Origin of the sequence: Chryseobacterium balustinum, from assembly GCF_900168205.1 — a bacterium.
In the GTDB taxonomy this organism is placed as follows: Bacteria; Bacteroidota; Bacteroidia; order Flavobacteriales; family Weeksellaceae; genus Chryseobacterium; species Chryseobacterium balustinum.
Genome location: NZ_FUZE01000040.1, coordinates 1 through 16856, shown reverse-complemented (window position 1 = coordinate 16856; position 16856 = coordinate 1). Strand labels below are relative to the sequence as shown.

Sequence of the window (16856 nt, the reverse complement as noted above, 5' to 3'; positions counted from 1 at the left end):
AACCTCTTTTAAATCGCTTTAAAAGAGGTTGCTTTTTATCTTATTTTTTGGAATAACGGAAAAACTAAAGAGTTGTGCAACGGTTACCCTTGTTACCTACTGGCGTTTTCGTCTGTCAAGTTGTAAAAAAAATAGCGAACAGTCCTTAAACTGTCCACTATGTAAAGCTATACTGTCAAGATGTTATTTCGATGCATAAACTTCCTTCAGAAAAGCTTTTGCGGTCGTTGATTTTCCGGGCTGAATATAACGAAGCGCGATCTCATTTTTATTGCACCAGTCTTTTAATTTTTCTGCAATGAACTCCGAACCATTATCCACTCTTATTTTTTCCGGTTTCCCACGCCAGTCAATCAGTTGTTCCAGTTGCGAAATTACTCTTTCTGACGGCACACTCATGTCAATCGTAATATTCAAAATTTCTATGTTAAAATCATCAATAATATTAAAGCTTCTGACGTTTTTACCATTTTCCAAACTGTCATGCATAAAATCCATACACTACATTACATTGGGATAAATAGGTCGAAGCAAAGATTCCTTTATCCTTGCTGAAAGGAGTTTCTTCCTATTACTTCTTAAATTCAACTTCATTGATTTATAAATCCTGTAAACCCACTTATGACTCCACCCAAAACCCAAATTCCTCAAGCGGTGATGCTGATCTGTAAGTAAAACCAGCTCCTCCCCGATCTTATCATCTTCATTGTTTTACTTCTTTTGTAATAAAATACCTAACCGTTTATGATAAAAAGTCTACACGCAGTTAGAGTGCTTATCCCATGTCTGATACAGAATAAACAACCAGTTCCCGCTTCTCGGAAGGTATTAAAGCTTTGTTGCGATTACATCTTTCATCATATTATTTTCCAGGGTAAGTTCTTTCACAATTTTTTTGTACTGCGATAGTTCTTTCTCGAGTTCTTTCATTTTCGAAAGTTGTTGAACATCGAAGCCACCATATTTGCTCTTCTATTTGTAGAATGTCAGCTGGCTGATGCCATGTTCACGACAAATCTCATTCACTGTTTTTCCTTGATCTTGTTCAGATAAAATCTTGATGATCTGAACTTCTGAATATTTACTGTATTTGATAGTCTTCCAAATTTAAAAACTATATTTTTAAATATTCCTGTTTTTTGGGAAGATTACAAAAAAAGCCAACCCTCCCAAATGTGCCATTGGGACTGACACATCAGTTCCGACAAGTATATCAACTCCTGCATCATGTAAATCTTTTATATTGATTTTGTAATAGATTATAACATGAAATAACAGCTGGATTGTAAAAACCCTCCAGCTGCTATAGTCAAAATTTATATTTTAGTATAGTTCCTAATTATTCTTCTTTTTCCCTTTGTAAAAAAGAAACAAAGATCCTAAGGCTGTTATAGCTGCATAAACTATTGAATTTGTAAATGTCTGTTTTATTAATTCACCAGTAATTACTTCTTTGTTAATGTAAGATTCTTTAAATATCTGAAATCCAACAAAAAAAAAGTATACAATAATCAATACAATTGGAAAAATTACATAAAAATATTTCTTGATCATAATTTTAACAGTTACTGCTTGAAAAATAGGTGAATGCTGATCCCATACCAGCTTCTGCTGCAATCGCTCCGATAAATGTAAATGGAGCAACGGGTCCAGACGCTGCTGCTACTACCGCTCCAACAATAAATCCTGCACCTGCACTAGAACCGTCTGATACAAGTACGTCGGTCAAACATTTTCTCCATCCTTTTTTTGAAGAAGGAGCTCCACGTTGAACACTAAAGTTCTCATAATTATTTAAGCCTCCAATTTCAGTATCTAACCAGAATTTAGCAGAATATTTTATCACCGTAGTAAAAACCAAAAAAGTTTCATAATCCCTTACCTCATTAGAATTTTCCTTCATTCTTTCATTTTCTTCCAGCAAAAAGGCTTGAATTTTTTCAAAGTCTTTGTCACTATCGTCATTTAGGAACTTAATAACATTCTGAAAATACTCAAAATTATTAACGTTGACCAAATTATTTTTAATTCGGGTCATATTTTCTTCGAGGCTATAAATTTTCTGATCAAAGTTAAGATTATTATCCTTAACATAGGAAACACTGTTGAATTTATTAATGATCTCTACTTTTCCGTCACTTGTACTCCAATTAAACTGAGTAAATACCTCCTGCAGTCCCTGATTATGCATCTTACCGATTTGCTCTATCTGCTGGTCAGAAATAAACCTGGAAGCAGATGAGGAGATTCTATTTGATGAAAGATTTGTAACAGCAGGATTTTGAAAATCTGTTGTATTTAACTCTTCACCATTATTGCTACAAGATAGAGCAGAAAATACGATTAAACTAGCGAAAAAGATTTTTTTCATGGTATTATTTAAAATTTAAATTAAGTTTCGAATGATTTTCGAATTTTTTATTTATAGAAAGGTTTATTTATTAGTTGAGCTGATTAATCATCTGTTTTAGTTTTTTTCTGATTAGGAGCATTCAGGGAATTTTTTGTTTTTTATAAGTGATTTTCATTTGCTACTAAATTTAAAATGTGTTTTACATATGACAAAAGTAAATCAGTTAATCCTGTCTTACACTACACAAAAGTGTAGTCTTAGGCTATTTCCTTCAGAACTACACTCTCGCATAGTTCTGCATAATTTCCCATGCATAATTCACTGTGTTGTAATAGGAAATTTCTCAGGCTTTTGTAAGTAAATAACACAGGTATAGTTTCTGAACCCAAATACACGATGGGATCCGACAGAATTGTAGTTTCAAGACCCAGTAAGTTTAAAATTCGAAGCAACTTAGAATCGCACTCTGCAACTGCAATTGAATTTTCAATATGACACACTTCATTTATGGCAAACACCAGCAAAGATTTGAAAATACTAAAACCTTTAGTGTCTGCTCCTTTTTTAATTGCAAAACGTCCGATATGCCACACACTGAAAGTACTGTCTTTAATTAATTCTGCCAACTTGATTTTAAAAATCTTTTCGAGAGGTAATACACTTAAAAAGTTCCATTTGAATACTCTAATAGATCCGATGATTGAATGAAATTCATCTCTCTTCAGAAAAATTTTCGAATGAACATAGTTTATTTCCTCTTCAAAGATCTCCTGAATTTCAGCTTGAATAATTTTTAAATTTACCACTCTGTGATGATTATAATTTTCTTCAACTATAAATTTTGACATTTCAAATAGCAAAGGCCTGTATCATTCTTAGCCATGATCATTGTATGTATTACGATGATGGCTTCTTATTGGGGTAAAACAATGGGAAATGAGGCCTCCGGATTTTTTAATGCAGCACTCTTGTTAACATTATTTATCGGGATAATTACTTATACTCTATGGATGATTTTCCTTAAGCAAAGGAAAAAAGGCGACACGAAATAACTAACGAAAACTACCATGAAAATCATTATTTCTTCTTTATTCATGATAATCACCATTCTATTATTTCCGAAAAAAGAAATAAAGAAAGATATTTCCGGAACCTGGAAACTGAATCTCTACACCATGGATTCTGACACTATTTATTATGAAAATACCGAAAAATATACCTTCAATTATTTTGATAAAACACTGGGTCACCTTAAAGATTCTGACGAAAAGAAGAAAATAGGTGAAAAATTGTACAATCAGTTTAAAACCACCAAACTTCATATCAATAAAAATACGATCAGTTCTTATACGTATGATGGAAATCAAACGGAAATCAACTTAAAATATAAGCTTGTAGACGGAAAGATCATTCTTGATGAAAAAGCTAACAAAAAATACAAATACACCGTTGATTATAATCAAGAAACAGATATTCTGACAATACATCAAGGCGATGCTAAAAGTGTGGTCAATAAATATTCGAGAGTACATTAAGATAGCATCAATCAACAGCTTAAATAATATGAAATACTTTGAAAAAAGAATTAAAAATTTCACCATTATTCAAAATAAAAGTAAACTTATAATTAACTACAGTAAAACGGCGAAAGACTGGTTTGATTCTATTATTATACTCCTTATTGGCTTATCTCTTTTTGTAGCTACTTATTTTTTGATTAGTCAAGGTATTAAAACAACCAGTTATATTAGTATTGGAGGTGGGCTTGTATTTGCTTTTCAAGCAGTTGTACAATCTACATCTGGTATTTTCCGAATTTTGCAATCTTCCAAAAAAATTTTAGTCATAGACAGGGATACTAAGACTCTTACCTCAAAAAAGACCTTTTTTATTTCAAAAACATTTCCATTGGAAAATATTGAAGCCATTACTGCAAGTGGACAAAAAGAAAAAGTGTTTATAGATAGCGGAAACTCGATGAAACGAACTTACTGCACAGTAACGGCAAAACTAAAAGATAAGACCAGTGAAGAACTTTTTATAATTAATACCCATCGATTTTTTCAAACCTCTTCAAACAAACTGGAGACTGAATTATACATCCAAACAAAACAACTAACTACAGAATTAAATAAATATCTAAAATAAAAGAGAAACATTTGATTTTATTAGCAGCTAGAAAAGTAAAAAAACAAGAAAACAATAATCAAAAAAAATCAAAAATGAAAAAACTACTATCCTTAATTTTAATCTCATCATGCCTATTTAAAGTATTTGGACAAAACGAAAAAGACTCTAAAGAAACTGAGTTTAAATTTAAAGAATCAAAAAATATGGCGAGCTTTGTTTGTAATCATGTTTTGGAAAAAACTAAATCTATTTTATATGTCACGCATGATTCTGAGGGTGATTGGCAATTTTTGTGTGGTGAAGATGACCATACAGAAGAGAATATAAAAATCATTTCATTGCTACAGGTTGTAGGATTAGACAATACAATAAATGATTTGCATGAAATGCCTATCAATGTAGGAGCAAAAAGAAGAAAAATAAATGAAAAATGGAAACCTTTTAAAATAAGCAACTAATATTGATTAATGTAATCAAAAAAATCTTGACTTTGAATTCACAATATTACCCTTTAAGCCATTAGCAGAATATGGTGAATAGAAAATAAGCCCAATGAACAGATTAAATTTTAAAACAAAACTACTAACAATAGCTTTGTCATTTTTACTTTTTGGCAATAGTTATAGTCAGAATTTATTGAATGAGGGTAAGAGTGATTCAAAATTAGTTATTAGATTAAAAGACGGTTACCAATCCTTTCACATCAATAATATCATTAGCGAACAGAAAGAAATGATAAATTTAATCATCGATGATGCAACGGATAAAGAAATAAAAACTTTGCTCGGAGATTATATTCAAGTTTGCGACAGTTTAAAAAAGATTCAATTGAAAAATGATACTCTTAAAACTTATATTTCCGATTATTTAACCTTAACAAAACAGAGTTACAGTACTTTTATCAATAAAGGCTTTAATTCACCTGCCTTTAAAAAGGATTTTGAAAAGTATAAAATATTTAGTGACAAATACATGAATTTTTTGTACTCAACATTCGCAACTCATAATTTCATCAGAATGAATGAGGAAGTGTACTGGAAAACGATTGATAAGAAGAACTACATCAAATCTGCTGAATATGAAACATACAAAAAATTAAAAACAACAAACTTGAAAGAGGCTTTGGTTTTACTTGAAAAAATTTCGAAACAGACAACAGATTTTCAGGAATATTGTATTTATCAGATTGAGCTTGCAGACAAGTATGTAAAGCATGCTGAAAATCTAGATGAAAACTCAATTAATAAAGCAACTGACATTTACAAATCAATTGTAGACCAAAAAAAATACAGCATTTATCTTTTTGAAGCTTGCTTAATTATAATCTCAAAAAACGATGAAAACCGACCGTTCCTTACACAATATTTGCATTGCTTCAATTAAGAGAAGCACAATGAAGCCGTATGACTTTAAATGGACAAAATTTTATGAAAATAATAGAGACTTTCCTTACAGCGAGCTGCAAATTGATATAACAGAAAACGAATTATTCATTTGCTCAACTTTTATTGACAAGGATAATTTCAGCATTTTGACAACAAAAAAGCTATTAACCCGAGAAGAAGGTCAATTTTGCTCTGAGAATATTAAAAGTGCTACGGATAAACTATATGGAGATTTTAAAGGGAACAAAGATAAAGAATTTACTTACGGACTAGTTGAACTACCTGATGGAAAAGAGTTAAAATATTTGATAGAGACTGGCAAAGCATCGATGGTTATGATTCACGGTATTAGAACACTTATTAGAATAAATAAATGAGACAAATTTAAGTTGACAAAATGGGATAGACAGTGCAAACATATTTAGAACAGATTAGTGCTTCAACTTCGTGCATAAATTAAAAGACAAAATATCAATAATATGTTTAACCAAATCTCATATAACGATAGTACTTTGTAAATAATTAAAAAACATATAACGAATAATTATGGGCACCCGATTTACACCTGAACATTCTGATTACTTTCATCTCAGTTTCAGGCTTTATCCGAACAGGTACTATGGATTTTGATTAGTCGTTGATAAAATTTTTAGATAAATTTGTGTAACAATTATATAATATATGAAGGTACGCTCTAAGGATCAGAAAGGAGTTACAAAAACACCACAATTTAATGAAACTGAAAGTCTATCCTCTAGAAGGACTGTAGAAGAACACAGAGATGACGTCTATAATTCATTATATGACTACTTTCGAAATTATACGAAGTTTCAATTATCCTCACTTGACCAAATGCTAATTAGGGCTGCTTTTAAACTCGAAAAAGTACGTCGCCGTCAATTTCTTGTACAAGAGGGAGACCTCTGCAAATACATTTGTTATGTGACATCTGGAGCTTTACGGATTTACTCCGTAAACGAACGTGGACAGGAAGCTGTTGTAGCATTTGCTCTGGAGGGGAATTGGATATCGGACTGGGAAAGTGTGGTAAAACAAACCCCAAGCCGATACTATATTGATGCAGTCGAAGACTCCGAGATTATGCAGATATCACCTGTTGAACTGCATGCTTTAGAGGCACAGGTCCCCGCTATAAGTGAGTTTCTTCGTCTTGAGCAAAGATCAGTAGCGGTTACAACACAAAAAAGAATACATACTGCTATCAGTATGAATGCGGAAGAAAGGTATCGTGATCTGTTGGAGCATCATCCTAAATATTTTCAAAGATTCTCACAGAACATGATTGCTTCTTATCTAGGGATTACACCAGAGACTCTTAGCCGGTTAAGAAAGCGCTGAGCTGCCTTTGTATTGCTTATGTTAGTTATAATTGGTACTTTGCAAGCAATTATCTCCTGTTTATATTCTCAGACAGTCGGAAAAATTCTGTTATGATAAGGTGTGTACGATCTTCAAATCTAAAAATCAGCCAAATTATCTTTCAGTCCATCAATTATTACATTTTTTGATAAAAGTCAAGAAACAGCAATTTACTGCCAATTATCTTTGCAATAAATAAAATCAAAAATAATGAAAACAGTATTAATTACAGGAGCAAATAAAGGTATTGGCTTGGAATCAGCACGTCAGTTGTTGAAGAAAGGATTTTATGTTTTTCTAGGGAGCCGTAATGTGAACAACGGTCTGAAAGCCGTAGAACAGCTAAAATTAGAAGGACTAACTAACGTTGAGGCTATTCAAATTGACGTCACTAATGAGGAGTCCATCAAGGTTGCGCACATGGAAATCGGAAGAAAAGTTGGTGTTTTAGATGTGTTGATCAACAACGCAGGAATCAGCGGAATTGATATTAACAGTGAAGGACATATGGTTCCTCAGACTGCCATCGATACTGATATCGCAGTTTACCAAAAGGTTTACAATACCAATGTTTACGGCCCGGCAAGAGTAATCAAAGCGTTTATTGATCTTTTAAAAAAATCGCCAGAACCACGAATTGTAAATCTTAGCTCAAGTCAAGGTTCTCTTACTTTACACAGTGATCCTAATTATCTCTACTACAATGTAAAAGGAGTAGTATACCTTTCTTCAAAAGCTGCATTGAATATGTATACGATTAACCTTGCTTATGAGCTGCGGGATACGAACTTCAAGGTTAATGCCGTCAGCCCAGGTTTTACGGCGACAGATTTTACAGGTAAGAACGGTGGATCAGTTGAAGCGGCTGCAGAACGCATTGTTAAATTTGCGCTGATTGGTAAAGATGGTCCAACCGGAAAATTTTTCTGTGAAGAGACGAACCCGGATGGAACAGGTGAAATTCCATGGTAAAAAGTAAAGTAAGATGCTGATACAATTGGTCAGCATCTTACTTTTATAACAAGGAATATTTGAAATAAATGAATTCAGCAGAGTATTTAAAGGAATATTTATGTTTGAAGATAATAAAGATTTAGTTTTCAGTGTGGTTAGCCTTAAAGGGTGCGCAAAATAGATACACCTTGTGCTCCAACCTGAGTAAAATGAATACAGGTCAGCTTTTTTTTCCTTACTTTCAATCGGCTATTTTCTCTTTCACAGTAAAAATTATTTTAGTAAAAAGTAAAACATTGACTATTAAGCATTTAAATAATAATGCTTTAATAATTTAGAACTATAAAATATTTGTATTTATTTATCACAAAGTAACGGCAAGATGTGTCTTTGTACCCACAAATTTTGGCAAATTTCTGAGTACAAAGACGATCTTGCCTTTTCTGCAAAGGAGAAAAAACGGCGGAACTTGTTTTTTTATGTTAGGTGAAATTTAAGTTAAGATTCCAAAGTAATCCAATTTATTCTTTTTTAATTTTTTCTAAATCCAGAATAATCTAAACTGTTCGCATTTCGCCCAAGCCTCTGTAAATCTATTGTTTTCGCAGTTTTTATTCTCCAGATTTGCAAAAGAAATATTAATCAGAACACAATGAAAAAACTATTTAGCGTATTAATATTTGTTTTAGCAATCCATATTAAAGCTCAGGTTGGAGTTAACACGCAAACACCTTCAGCAACTTTGGATATTGTCGGCAAACCAAATTTACTCAATCACTTTGATGGAATAATTCCCCCAAGAATTACAGTTGATCAACTTGCAAATAAAACTTATTCAGTATTGCAAAAAGGTGCCATTGTTTACGTGACTCAACCTGCATCAAATCTTTTGGGTCAAGTCATCCATATTGTTGAAGAAGGGTACTACTATTTCAATGGTATGTTTTGGAATCAGATGTTTAAGGAGCCCACTTATTACGATGCTCTTATCGTATTGGACGAAACACTTTCTGCAAATACTATTTCTGAACAAACCTCGTGGAACACATACCTTCCTTTTCCTACAAATCCTAGGCAGCATACATTATCCACTAAAATATATAGATTAGGAACATCGGGTCTTGGAATAACCGGGCAAATTGATGCGAGGCGAATAGGAACAATTGGCTATTTGGATGTTAGTATAATTTGTTCAACACCCATCACTTCAAACTACGTCATACTGAATCTTTCAAAACCATTACGGGATTTAGGTTTTATGTCGGATGGCAGTGTGGGTTCACTGAACAATATTTTAGTAAGTGGAAACTCAAATGGAATTAGTTCAGGAGTAGAGCAGGGCATTATTTCATTAACGAACGTTGATTTCAATCTACTTCTTTGGAAAAATCAAATCGAAAAATTTACCGGTACCATAAAGGGGATGACCACTTTTCCGATTAATTATCTGAATGTAATTGAATGATAAATAAGAAGGATATTAAGAAGAAATATTACATTAAAATAAGGATTTCCATCATCCAAAAAGAAAAGTGGAAAAAAGCCTGTTCAGAAAAAAAAATCTCTTTAACAAGTCTGATTATTAGTTCTGTCGAAAATAGGTTTATGGACAACGAGAGACGAAAAGTATTGGCGTTTATAGAAAAACAGGATAACATCTTCGGAAAAATTGAAACCAATATCAATCAGGTAGCAAAAATAGCAAATAGTCAAAAATTTATCAGCGAAACTGAACTTAGAACTTTTTCGGATAAGTTATCAGAGATCATCATTCTGAAGAAAGAACAGAATGAAATGTTTACAAAAATCTACGCAATGTTATCAAGATGATTGTTAAGATTATGGATCCGGCAGGTTCCAGTTTTCCCGCAGTCAATTATAACGATAAGAAAATAGATAAAGGAACGGGAGAATTAATGCTGATGAAAAATTTTCCTTCCTTCATCAACGAATCAAGCAGTAAGGAAGAAGTAAGGAACTATTTGAGAGCTATTTCAATCGGATATAAAAAAATATTGAAGCCTCAATTTCATGCGATGCTCTCTACGAAATTTCAAGGACATTCTAAGGAAGAACTTACTAAGATCGCGGAGAATTTTATGGATGAAATGAAATATTCCGAACAGCCTTTTATTGTGGTTTTTCATAAGGATACAGATAACAATCACGTCCATATTGTTTCTACCCGGGTTGATAAACAGACAGGCAAGAAGATCAATGACAGTTATGAAAAGCTTAAAGCTCAAAAAGCATTAAGCGTTACAATGGAAAAATTGTATGGTCAGAAACCGGAAGAAGAACTCGAAAAACTGCTGAACTACAAAATAAGTTCGCTTAATCAGTTGGAAACTTTACTCAACAGAAATGGTTACAAGATAAGCAAAAACACAAATGATGAAAATTCTTTAAACATTTTAAAAAACGGAGTAAACCAAAAATCTATTATAGGGGATCAGATTGTTTTTGATAACAGCAAAAATGATAAAAGGGCAAAACAGATCAAAGCAATAATAAGCAAATACAAAGAATTGTATTCTACCAAGGTTTTTAAAGTTGAAGATGCTAGGAAAGAGCAATCGCTGCTCCCAAAAGAAAAATTAAGAGAAAATGATTTAAAAATAAAAATCAGTTTTGAAAGTGAACTCCAAAAAAAGTTGAAAGATGTTTTCGGGATCGATATGGTTTTTCATCATACAGAAGATAAAAATCCTTTTGGCTACACCATAATCGACCATAAAACACAAAAAGTATATAAAGGGAGTGATCTACTGAAAATGAATGACGTGTTTGAATTTACTTCTGACAAGCTGGATAAGAAGACTTTTGAAATACTGAAGGATTATAATATTCGCAGCCAAGAAACAAGAAAGATCCTGCTTGAATTTTTTAAGAAGAATAATCCGGAAGCAGAAATCAAGGACTTTATGCTTTTTAAAAACCGAGGGAAGAAAGATTTGGAAACGTACCGAAAAGTTCAGTTTGAAGTCAAGGATTTCATTAAAAATCAAAAAAACACAAATGATGAAAAAAATATTTCAATTACTAAAGGTGAGGACGGAAAGTTGTACGCAGTTCATAAGCGGTTCCATTATATCGGAGAGCTACAATCATTAATTGGAGAAAAGGAGTGTCAAAGATTTCTGAATCCGATACAAGCAAATGAAAACCGAACTGAAAATAATGAAAGCAACGAACTAAGCAAAGCTGTAAACGAAATGTTATTTGAATTATTAAAAAGTTCAGGAACTGCAAAAGACCCTGCCGAAAATGAACTCAAAAAAAGACGAAAAAAGAGACGTTAAAGTTGATGGAAAATCATCTTCAGTACAAAAAAAATCAACTAAAGAAATCAACTAAAACCTATGATCATCACATTTGCTACCCAAAAAGGAGGAACCGGAAAAACGACATTAGCCATCGCTTTTGCCAATTACATTTCCGCACTTTCAGAAAGTAAACTCAATGTTTTCGATTTTGATTATCAGAAATCATTCTATCACAAATGGAAAGAAGATGAGCTGTTGGACATTCCAAAATTATACGATGTAGAAATTATTGGCGAGGAAGAAGAACAGCCTTTTTCAGACTTTGAAACTCTCATTAATTTAAAAGAAAGCGATGAGATCAACCTCTTTGATTTGGCAGGAACGCTCGATGCAAAATACAGTGATTTGCTCATATACAGTGATTTTATCGTAACACCTTTTGAGTATTCCGATGTTTCTGTAAAATCGACTTTGGTCTTCATCAATATGTTGGGACTACTGGAAAGTGAGGCCGAAAGAATATTTATTCGTTCCAAATATGATAAAGGTTACAAGTATCTGAATCAGGAAGCAATGGACATTGAGCTCGCAAAATATGGAATGCTGCTGCCAAGTCCGGTATTCAAAAGAAACTGCCTACAAACTATTAATACCAGAAGCCTGATAAGCAAACAAAAATATGCAGTAGAACATACATTCGATGAACTTATAAAATACATCAATGAAACCTCAAAAATCAAAATACAAGTAATTAAAAAGAAGGAAAAAATCAAAGATTCACTACCAACATAAAACAACGATTGACTGACAACTAAATCAATAAAAAATGATAAAAATCTCACTTACCATTCTGGCTGTTTATCTGATGTATTATGCAGGTAACATTGTATACGATCTGTTTCTGAAAAAAGAAAAAGAAAGTTATAAACAAGAGACTGAGGAATTTTCCTTGTCCGAAATTTCCGAGCAATATGAAGATCTTACTGCAACTATAGGGATTGAAGATGTAGAAAATCTCAACACTCCCAAATCCTTCAATAGAAATCCAGTCCATTCTGATATCACTGAAGAAAATGAAGAAAGACAAGATTTGGAGCATTTGAGGGAACTATTTGAAGCTGAACAAGATCTGGATGAATTCGATAATCCGTCAAAAAAGGATTTTACCGAAATTGAAAACCAATCACATCCTAAAAATGCTGAATCAAGCGAAGTGTATTTTGACCAGAAAGACAAAATACCAGATGAAAAAGAAGAAGAGAAACCTAACGAAAGGGAAAGCTTGGAAACTACTTCCAACATCGATAAAGAAACTTCTAGAATAAAAGATTGGAAGGCGATGCTTAATCTTTCTGAAACCCTGATTCAAATGGTTGCGAACTACGACGGATACAAAGTTTATCAATCCACCATGTAGTTAGCCAACTTAAACAAAATCTAACGTACTGAATATTAGACTTAACAGCGGATTTCCATCCGTTGTCCGGGATTCCTATGCCCAAAATTTAACACTCAATTGATTATTAACCCTTTATAAAATTTTTGAATTATGATGAAAAATTTTTTCACAAAAAACGTGACAACAAGAAAAGTTCTAAGCCTTGCATTAGCAATTATGGTGATAACCCCTGCATTTGCCCAAGGTGGTGCAACCGCTATCTCGAATGCTGCAAGTGATATCACTGATTATTGGGATCCCGTAAAGCTGATCTTGAAAGCAGTAGGAGGATTGGTCGGTTTCATCGGAGGTCTTCGGGTTTACAACAAATGGACGAATGGTGATCAGGATGTCAACAAAGAGATCCTTGGTTATGGAGGAGCAATGATTTTCTTGATTGTAGTTCCGGAATTCGTAACCGCATTCTTTGCCTAATATGGGATTCTACCTTTATAAGGGGCTCAAAAAGCCCCTTGTATTCTTCGGACTCAAAGGGAAATACATCTTTTACGCAGTCGGTGTCATCGGAGGTGGAGTCATTTCAGCATTGGTACTCTCGAAGTTCGGTCTCTTAGGCTCTTTACTTGGTCTTGCAGTCACCGCAGGCGGAGTTTATCTCATCTTCAGAAGACAGGACAAATATGGTTTGTATGACAAAACCAAAAACTTCGATCACATCTTAATTTTTCCAAAAAGGTTAGACAGTAATAAACTTTTAAAGAATGGCAACAACAAAAAAACAAGCATTTAGCATTCCTTTTATCGGCTATGATTATGGAAAGGACTCCAATTGGGATTTTGATGTTCTTTTCGGACAATATGGGAACCCTATCATCGGGATCAAAATAAAAAATATTGTCGAACAGTACTCGGCAGACCCTGACAGCTATCTCAATTTCCACACGGTTTTAAATCAGGTGGTATCAATCATTGGAGAAGGAAGAATCGTTCAGAAGCTCGATATTTTCTCCAAGAAAGAATATACCGCTGAACATTCCAACCAATTTCTACAACAAAAATATTCGGAACATTTTGATGGCAGGCTTTTCAAAACCATTGAAACGGTTCTTTTCTTTACAGATATCATCGATGATAAGCTGAAAAAGAAAATGAAGCATTATCATTTTTCGGATAAAAGCTACAAAGAATTAAGGGATAAGTGCCAGAAGGTAATGATGCTTTTGAAACAGAACAATTGTGAACCTGAGTTTTTATTTGAGAAAGATTTTGAGTACTACATTTCCGGGGTTCTGTCGATGCAGTTTACCGAATCTCCAACATTTGATAATATCAAAAGTACCAACGAATTTTTGCAGATCGGGAACCGATTCGTGAAGAACATTTCTTATGTGGATGTAGAAAACATTGATCTGCCTTCAGAAATTGAGCCTTATTCTGTTCTCGGCGGTAACGGTGCAGCAGCTGAAACAGCGGTTGATAATTTTAGTTTTATCAATGAACTGGAAGACTACGAAACCATTGTCTACAATCAGATCATCACCATTCCACTTCAGGCACAACAGCAAAGGGAACTTGATAAAAAAAAGAAAAAGCACGAAGGAGCAGCCAACAATTCTCCTTCCAATGCGATCATAGCAGACGAGATTCAGACCCTGCTTCATAATATTGCCATTGATGGACAGCTCGTTGTGAATGCCCACTTTTCAATCCTTTTTTCAGCAGAAACACTGGAGAAAATGGAAAACATTCAGTCGATGATTGAAAACAAGCTTTTCACAAAAGGAATCATTGTTTCTAAAAATGCCTACAACCAGTTAGAACTTTGGCGGTCGGCAATTCCGGGCAATGGAACAGAACTGAGGGAATACGATCTATTTATGACGACAAGCGAAGCGGCCTTGTGTTTTTTTTTTAAAGAAAGTTACCCTGTGAATGAAGAATCCAATTTCTATTTAAGATTTACAGACAGACAAGGCGTTCCGCTAAAAGTAGATCCTTCTGATCTGCCGATGAAAACAGGAAGAATAAACAACAGGAACAAGTTTGTCTTAGGACCTTCCGGTTCGGGGAAATCATTCCTGATGAACAATATTATCGAGCAGTATTTGACCTACAATTATGATGTGGTCATTGTCGATACAGGAGATTCTTATTCAGGAACCTGCAAATACAAAGGAGGAAGATACATCCAATACACAGAAGAAAGACCAATCACGATGAATCCTTTTCTGATGGATCAAAAAGAATTTAATATCGAAAAAATAGAATTTTTAACCAACCTGATCTTTCTGATTTGGCAAGGTCCGGATTCTACGATGTCATCAGCACAAAAATCCATTTTAGACAATGTGTTGATGTCGTATTACCATCAATATTTCAACTCGGGAACACAGTGGTATGAAAATAAAACTTCTGAAGAACTCATTCTATATCTGGGCAAATACAACATTCACGAAGATGATCTATTCACAGAATATGAGAATGAAGCAAAAGGACGGCACACTTACTATGATATTTTGGGAATTACTTTCGACGCCAGTTCCGATGAAATAAAGGAAGCGGGAAGAAAATTATTGAAATTTTATCATCCCGATAAGAATATCAATAATCCGGATTATGAAAGTGACAATTTCTATGAAGTTTATGAAGCGTATGACACGCTGAATGATGAGGAAAGAAGGAAAATATACAATAAAACGCAGTTGATTTTAATCAAGTCGAATGACATGATCAGGCAACCCAGATCAGCAGAAGAATGGAATGAATCCTTTAGAAAAGCCATTATCAGAAAAATAAAAGAACTGGAAGAAAAGCTGGTTGTGAAAGAACTTTCCTTTAATGGGTTTTATGATTATTGCGATCAATTTCTTCCTATTTACCTGAATAATAAGAAACACAATATCATAGAGAAGGAATTCAATCTGCGCACCTTTTTATTTGTGCTGAAAGATTTTTACAAAGGCGGAAGGTACGGAACGACTTTAAACGAAAGTGCAGATAATACGCTGTTTGACGAATCTTTCATTGTTTTTGAAATCGATAATGTAAAGGACAATCCCAAACTGTTTCCGATTGTCACGCTCATTATTATGGACACTTTTATTCAGAAAATGCGCCTTAGAAAAGACCGCAGAAAAGCCTTAATAATCGAAGAAGCGTGGAAGGCCATTGCTAGTAAATTGATGGGTGGATACATTCTTTATTTATATAAAACGGTGAGGAAATTTTGGGGAGAAGCGGTGGTGGTAACGCAGGAACTGGATGACATTATTGGAAATGCAGTGGTTAAAGATTCCATCATCAATAATTCGGACACTTTTATATTGCTTGACCAGACGAAGTTCAAAGACAACTTTGATAAAATCGCTTCATTGCTATCGCTCAATAAAATAGAGCAAAACAAGATTTTTACCATCAACAATCTCAACAACAAATTCGGGAGAAGCCGATTCAAAGAATTTTACTTGAAACGAGGTTCAAAAGGAGAGGTCTATGGAAATGAAGTTTCCTTGGAGCAATATTTAACCTATACCACAGAAAAACCGGAAAAATCGGCAGTTGAATATTATGTACATCAATATGGAGACTATGATGAAGCACTGCGCAGAATAGTTGGTGATTTGAAGATCTTCGGAGACAACCTCGAAAACCTAGTGTCACTTGTGAACTTATATCAAAATCCTTTAGATGATAAAATCACTTCTTTTTACAGAATAATGAAAAAAGAACACAAAGGAAAGAATGTTTTCAAAGTCATCTCGCAGGAATTGGAAGACCGAAATCTCAGTTTTTTAGAATTAATCAACCAAAAACAAGAGCTATATGAAAAAATTTAGTCTCAAAATAGTAATGCTTCTTTTCCCACTTTGTGGGACAATGGCATTCGCTCAAAACACCTACATCGACCCAACCGTAACGGCGGCAATGATTCTCTATTCTGAAAATCTGAAAGCCAAACAGAACGAAGTCATTGAGGAAACTTCAAAGTT

19 protein-coding genes are annotated in these 16856 nt (G+C 33.7%); 15 read left to right on the top strand and 4 right to left on the bottom strand.

Annotation, left to right across the window (positions count from 1 at the left end):
- Positions 1–183 precede the first annotated feature (183 nt).
- The 4 genes from B5X64_RS21695 to B5X64_RS21675 form a co-directional block, all read right to left on the bottom strand.
- Positions 184–498 carry a DDE-type integrase/transposase/recombinase gene (locus B5X64_RS21695; protein ID WP_079467207.1) on the bottom strand — a complete coding sequence of 105 codons (315 nt, stop codon included), beginning with the start codon at positions 496–498 and terminating at the stop codon, positions 184–186.
- Between the two features lie 474 nt (positions 499–972).
- Positions 973–1095, bottom strand: coding sequence for a transposase (locus B5X64_RS23430; RefSeq protein WP_420808117.1), 123 nt, complete (start codon positions 1093–1095; stop codon positions 973–975).
- A 463-nt stretch (positions 1096–1558) separates the two neighbouring features.
- Positions 1559–2371, bottom strand: coding sequence for a hypothetical protein (locus B5X64_RS21680; RefSeq protein ID WP_079467205.1), 813 nt, complete (start codon positions 2369–2371; stop codon positions 1559–1561).
- A 239-nt stretch (positions 2372–2610) separates the two neighbouring features.
- Complete coding sequence (locus B5X64_RS21675) at positions 2611–3201, bottom strand: hypothetical protein (protein ID WP_079467204.1); 591 nt, start codon at positions 3199–3201, stop codon at positions 2611–2613.
- A gap of 219 nt (positions 3202–3420) precedes the next feature.
- Here B5X64_RS21675 and B5X64_RS21670 point away from each other — a divergent pair, with 219 nt between their 5' ends.
- From B5X64_RS21670 to B5X64_RS21600, 15 genes are all read left to right on the top strand, one after another.
- Positions 3421–3888: a hypothetical protein gene (locus B5X64_RS21670; protein ID WP_123920749.1), complete on the top strand. Its 468-nt coding sequence runs from the start codon at positions 3421–3423 to the stop codon at positions 3886–3888.
- 28 nt (positions 3889–3916) lie between these two features.
- Positions 3917–4501, top strand: coding sequence for a hypothetical protein (locus B5X64_RS21665; RefSeq protein WP_123920751.1), 585 nt, complete (start codon positions 3917–3919; stop codon positions 4499–4501).
- 11 nt (positions 4502–4512) lie between these two features.
- Positions 4513–4941, top strand: coding sequence for a hypothetical protein (locus B5X64_RS21660; RefSeq protein ID WP_228419073.1), 429 nt, complete (start codon positions 4513–4515; stop codon positions 4939–4941).
- A 94-nt stretch (positions 4942–5035) separates the two neighbouring features.
- Complete coding sequence (locus tag B5X64_RS21655; RefSeq protein ID WP_079467201.1) at positions 5036–5866, top strand: hypothetical protein; 831 nt, start codon at positions 5036–5038, stop codon at positions 5864–5866.
- Complete coding sequence (locus B5X64_RS21650) at positions 5820–6245, top strand: hypothetical protein (RefSeq protein ID WP_139377620.1); 426 nt, start codon at positions 5820–5822, stop codon at positions 6243–6245. Before B5X64_RS21655 ends, B5X64_RS21650 begins: the two co-directional genes overlap by 47 nt.
- 304 nt (positions 6246–6549) lie before the next feature.
- Entirely contained in the window at positions 6550–7227 is a 678-nt protein-coding gene (locus B5X64_RS21645; RefSeq protein ID WP_079467199.1) for a Crp/Fnr family transcriptional regulator, read from the top strand.
- A 231-nt stretch (positions 7228–7458) separates the two neighbouring features.
- Entirely contained in the window at positions 7459–8220 is a 762-nt protein-coding gene (locus B5X64_RS21640; protein ID WP_079467198.1) for an SDR family oxidoreductase, read from the top strand.
- 634 nt (positions 8221–8854) lie between these two features.
- Positions 8855–9667 carry a hypothetical protein gene (locus tag B5X64_RS21635; RefSeq protein WP_079467197.1) on the top strand — a complete coding sequence of 271 codons (813 nt, stop codon included), beginning with the start codon at positions 8855–8857 and terminating at the stop codon, positions 9665–9667.
- Positions 9664–10032 carry a hypothetical protein gene (locus tag B5X64_RS21630; RefSeq protein WP_115621826.1) on the top strand — a complete coding sequence of 123 codons (369 nt, stop codon included), beginning with the start codon at positions 9664–9666 and terminating at the stop codon, positions 10030–10032. The genes B5X64_RS21635 and B5X64_RS21630 overlap by 4 nt, the downstream gene beginning before the upstream one ends.
- Positions 10029–11504 carry a relaxase/mobilization nuclease domain-containing protein gene (locus tag B5X64_RS21625; protein WP_079467196.1) on the top strand — a complete coding sequence of 492 codons (1476 nt, stop codon included), beginning with the start codon at positions 10029–10031 and terminating at the stop codon, positions 11502–11504. Before B5X64_RS21630 ends, B5X64_RS21625 begins: the two co-directional genes overlap by 4 nt.
- Before the next feature lie 60 nt (positions 11505–11564).
- Positions 11565–12260 (top strand): ParA family protein, encoded by a 696-nt coding sequence (locus B5X64_RS21620; RefSeq protein ID WP_079467195.1) that lies wholly within the window; start codon positions 11565–11567, stop codon positions 12258–12260.
- A 34-nt stretch (positions 12261–12294) separates the two neighbouring features.
- Complete coding sequence (locus B5X64_RS21615) at positions 12295–12885, top strand: hypothetical protein (RefSeq protein ID WP_079467194.1); 591 nt, start codon at positions 12295–12297, stop codon at positions 12883–12885.
- A 132-nt stretch (positions 12886–13017) separates the two neighbouring features.
- A complete protein-coding gene (locus tag B5X64_RS21610) occupies positions 13018–13341 on the top strand; it encodes a DUF4134 domain-containing protein (protein ID WP_079467193.1) in 324 nt (107 codons plus the stop codon).
- Position 13342: 1 nt separating this feature from the next.
- Positions 13343–13657 (top strand): DUF4133 domain-containing protein, encoded by a 315-nt coding sequence (locus tag B5X64_RS21605; RefSeq protein WP_079467192.1) that lies wholly within the window; start codon positions 13343–13345, stop codon positions 13655–13657.
- Positions 13629–16703 carry a TraG family conjugative transposon ATPase gene (locus tag B5X64_RS21600; protein WP_079467191.1) on the top strand — a complete coding sequence of 1025 codons (3075 nt, stop codon included), beginning with the start codon at positions 13629–13631 and terminating at the stop codon, positions 16701–16703. The genes B5X64_RS21605 and B5X64_RS21600 overlap by 29 nt, the downstream gene beginning before the upstream one ends.
- The last annotated feature ends 153 nt before the right edge of the window (positions 16704–16856 follow it).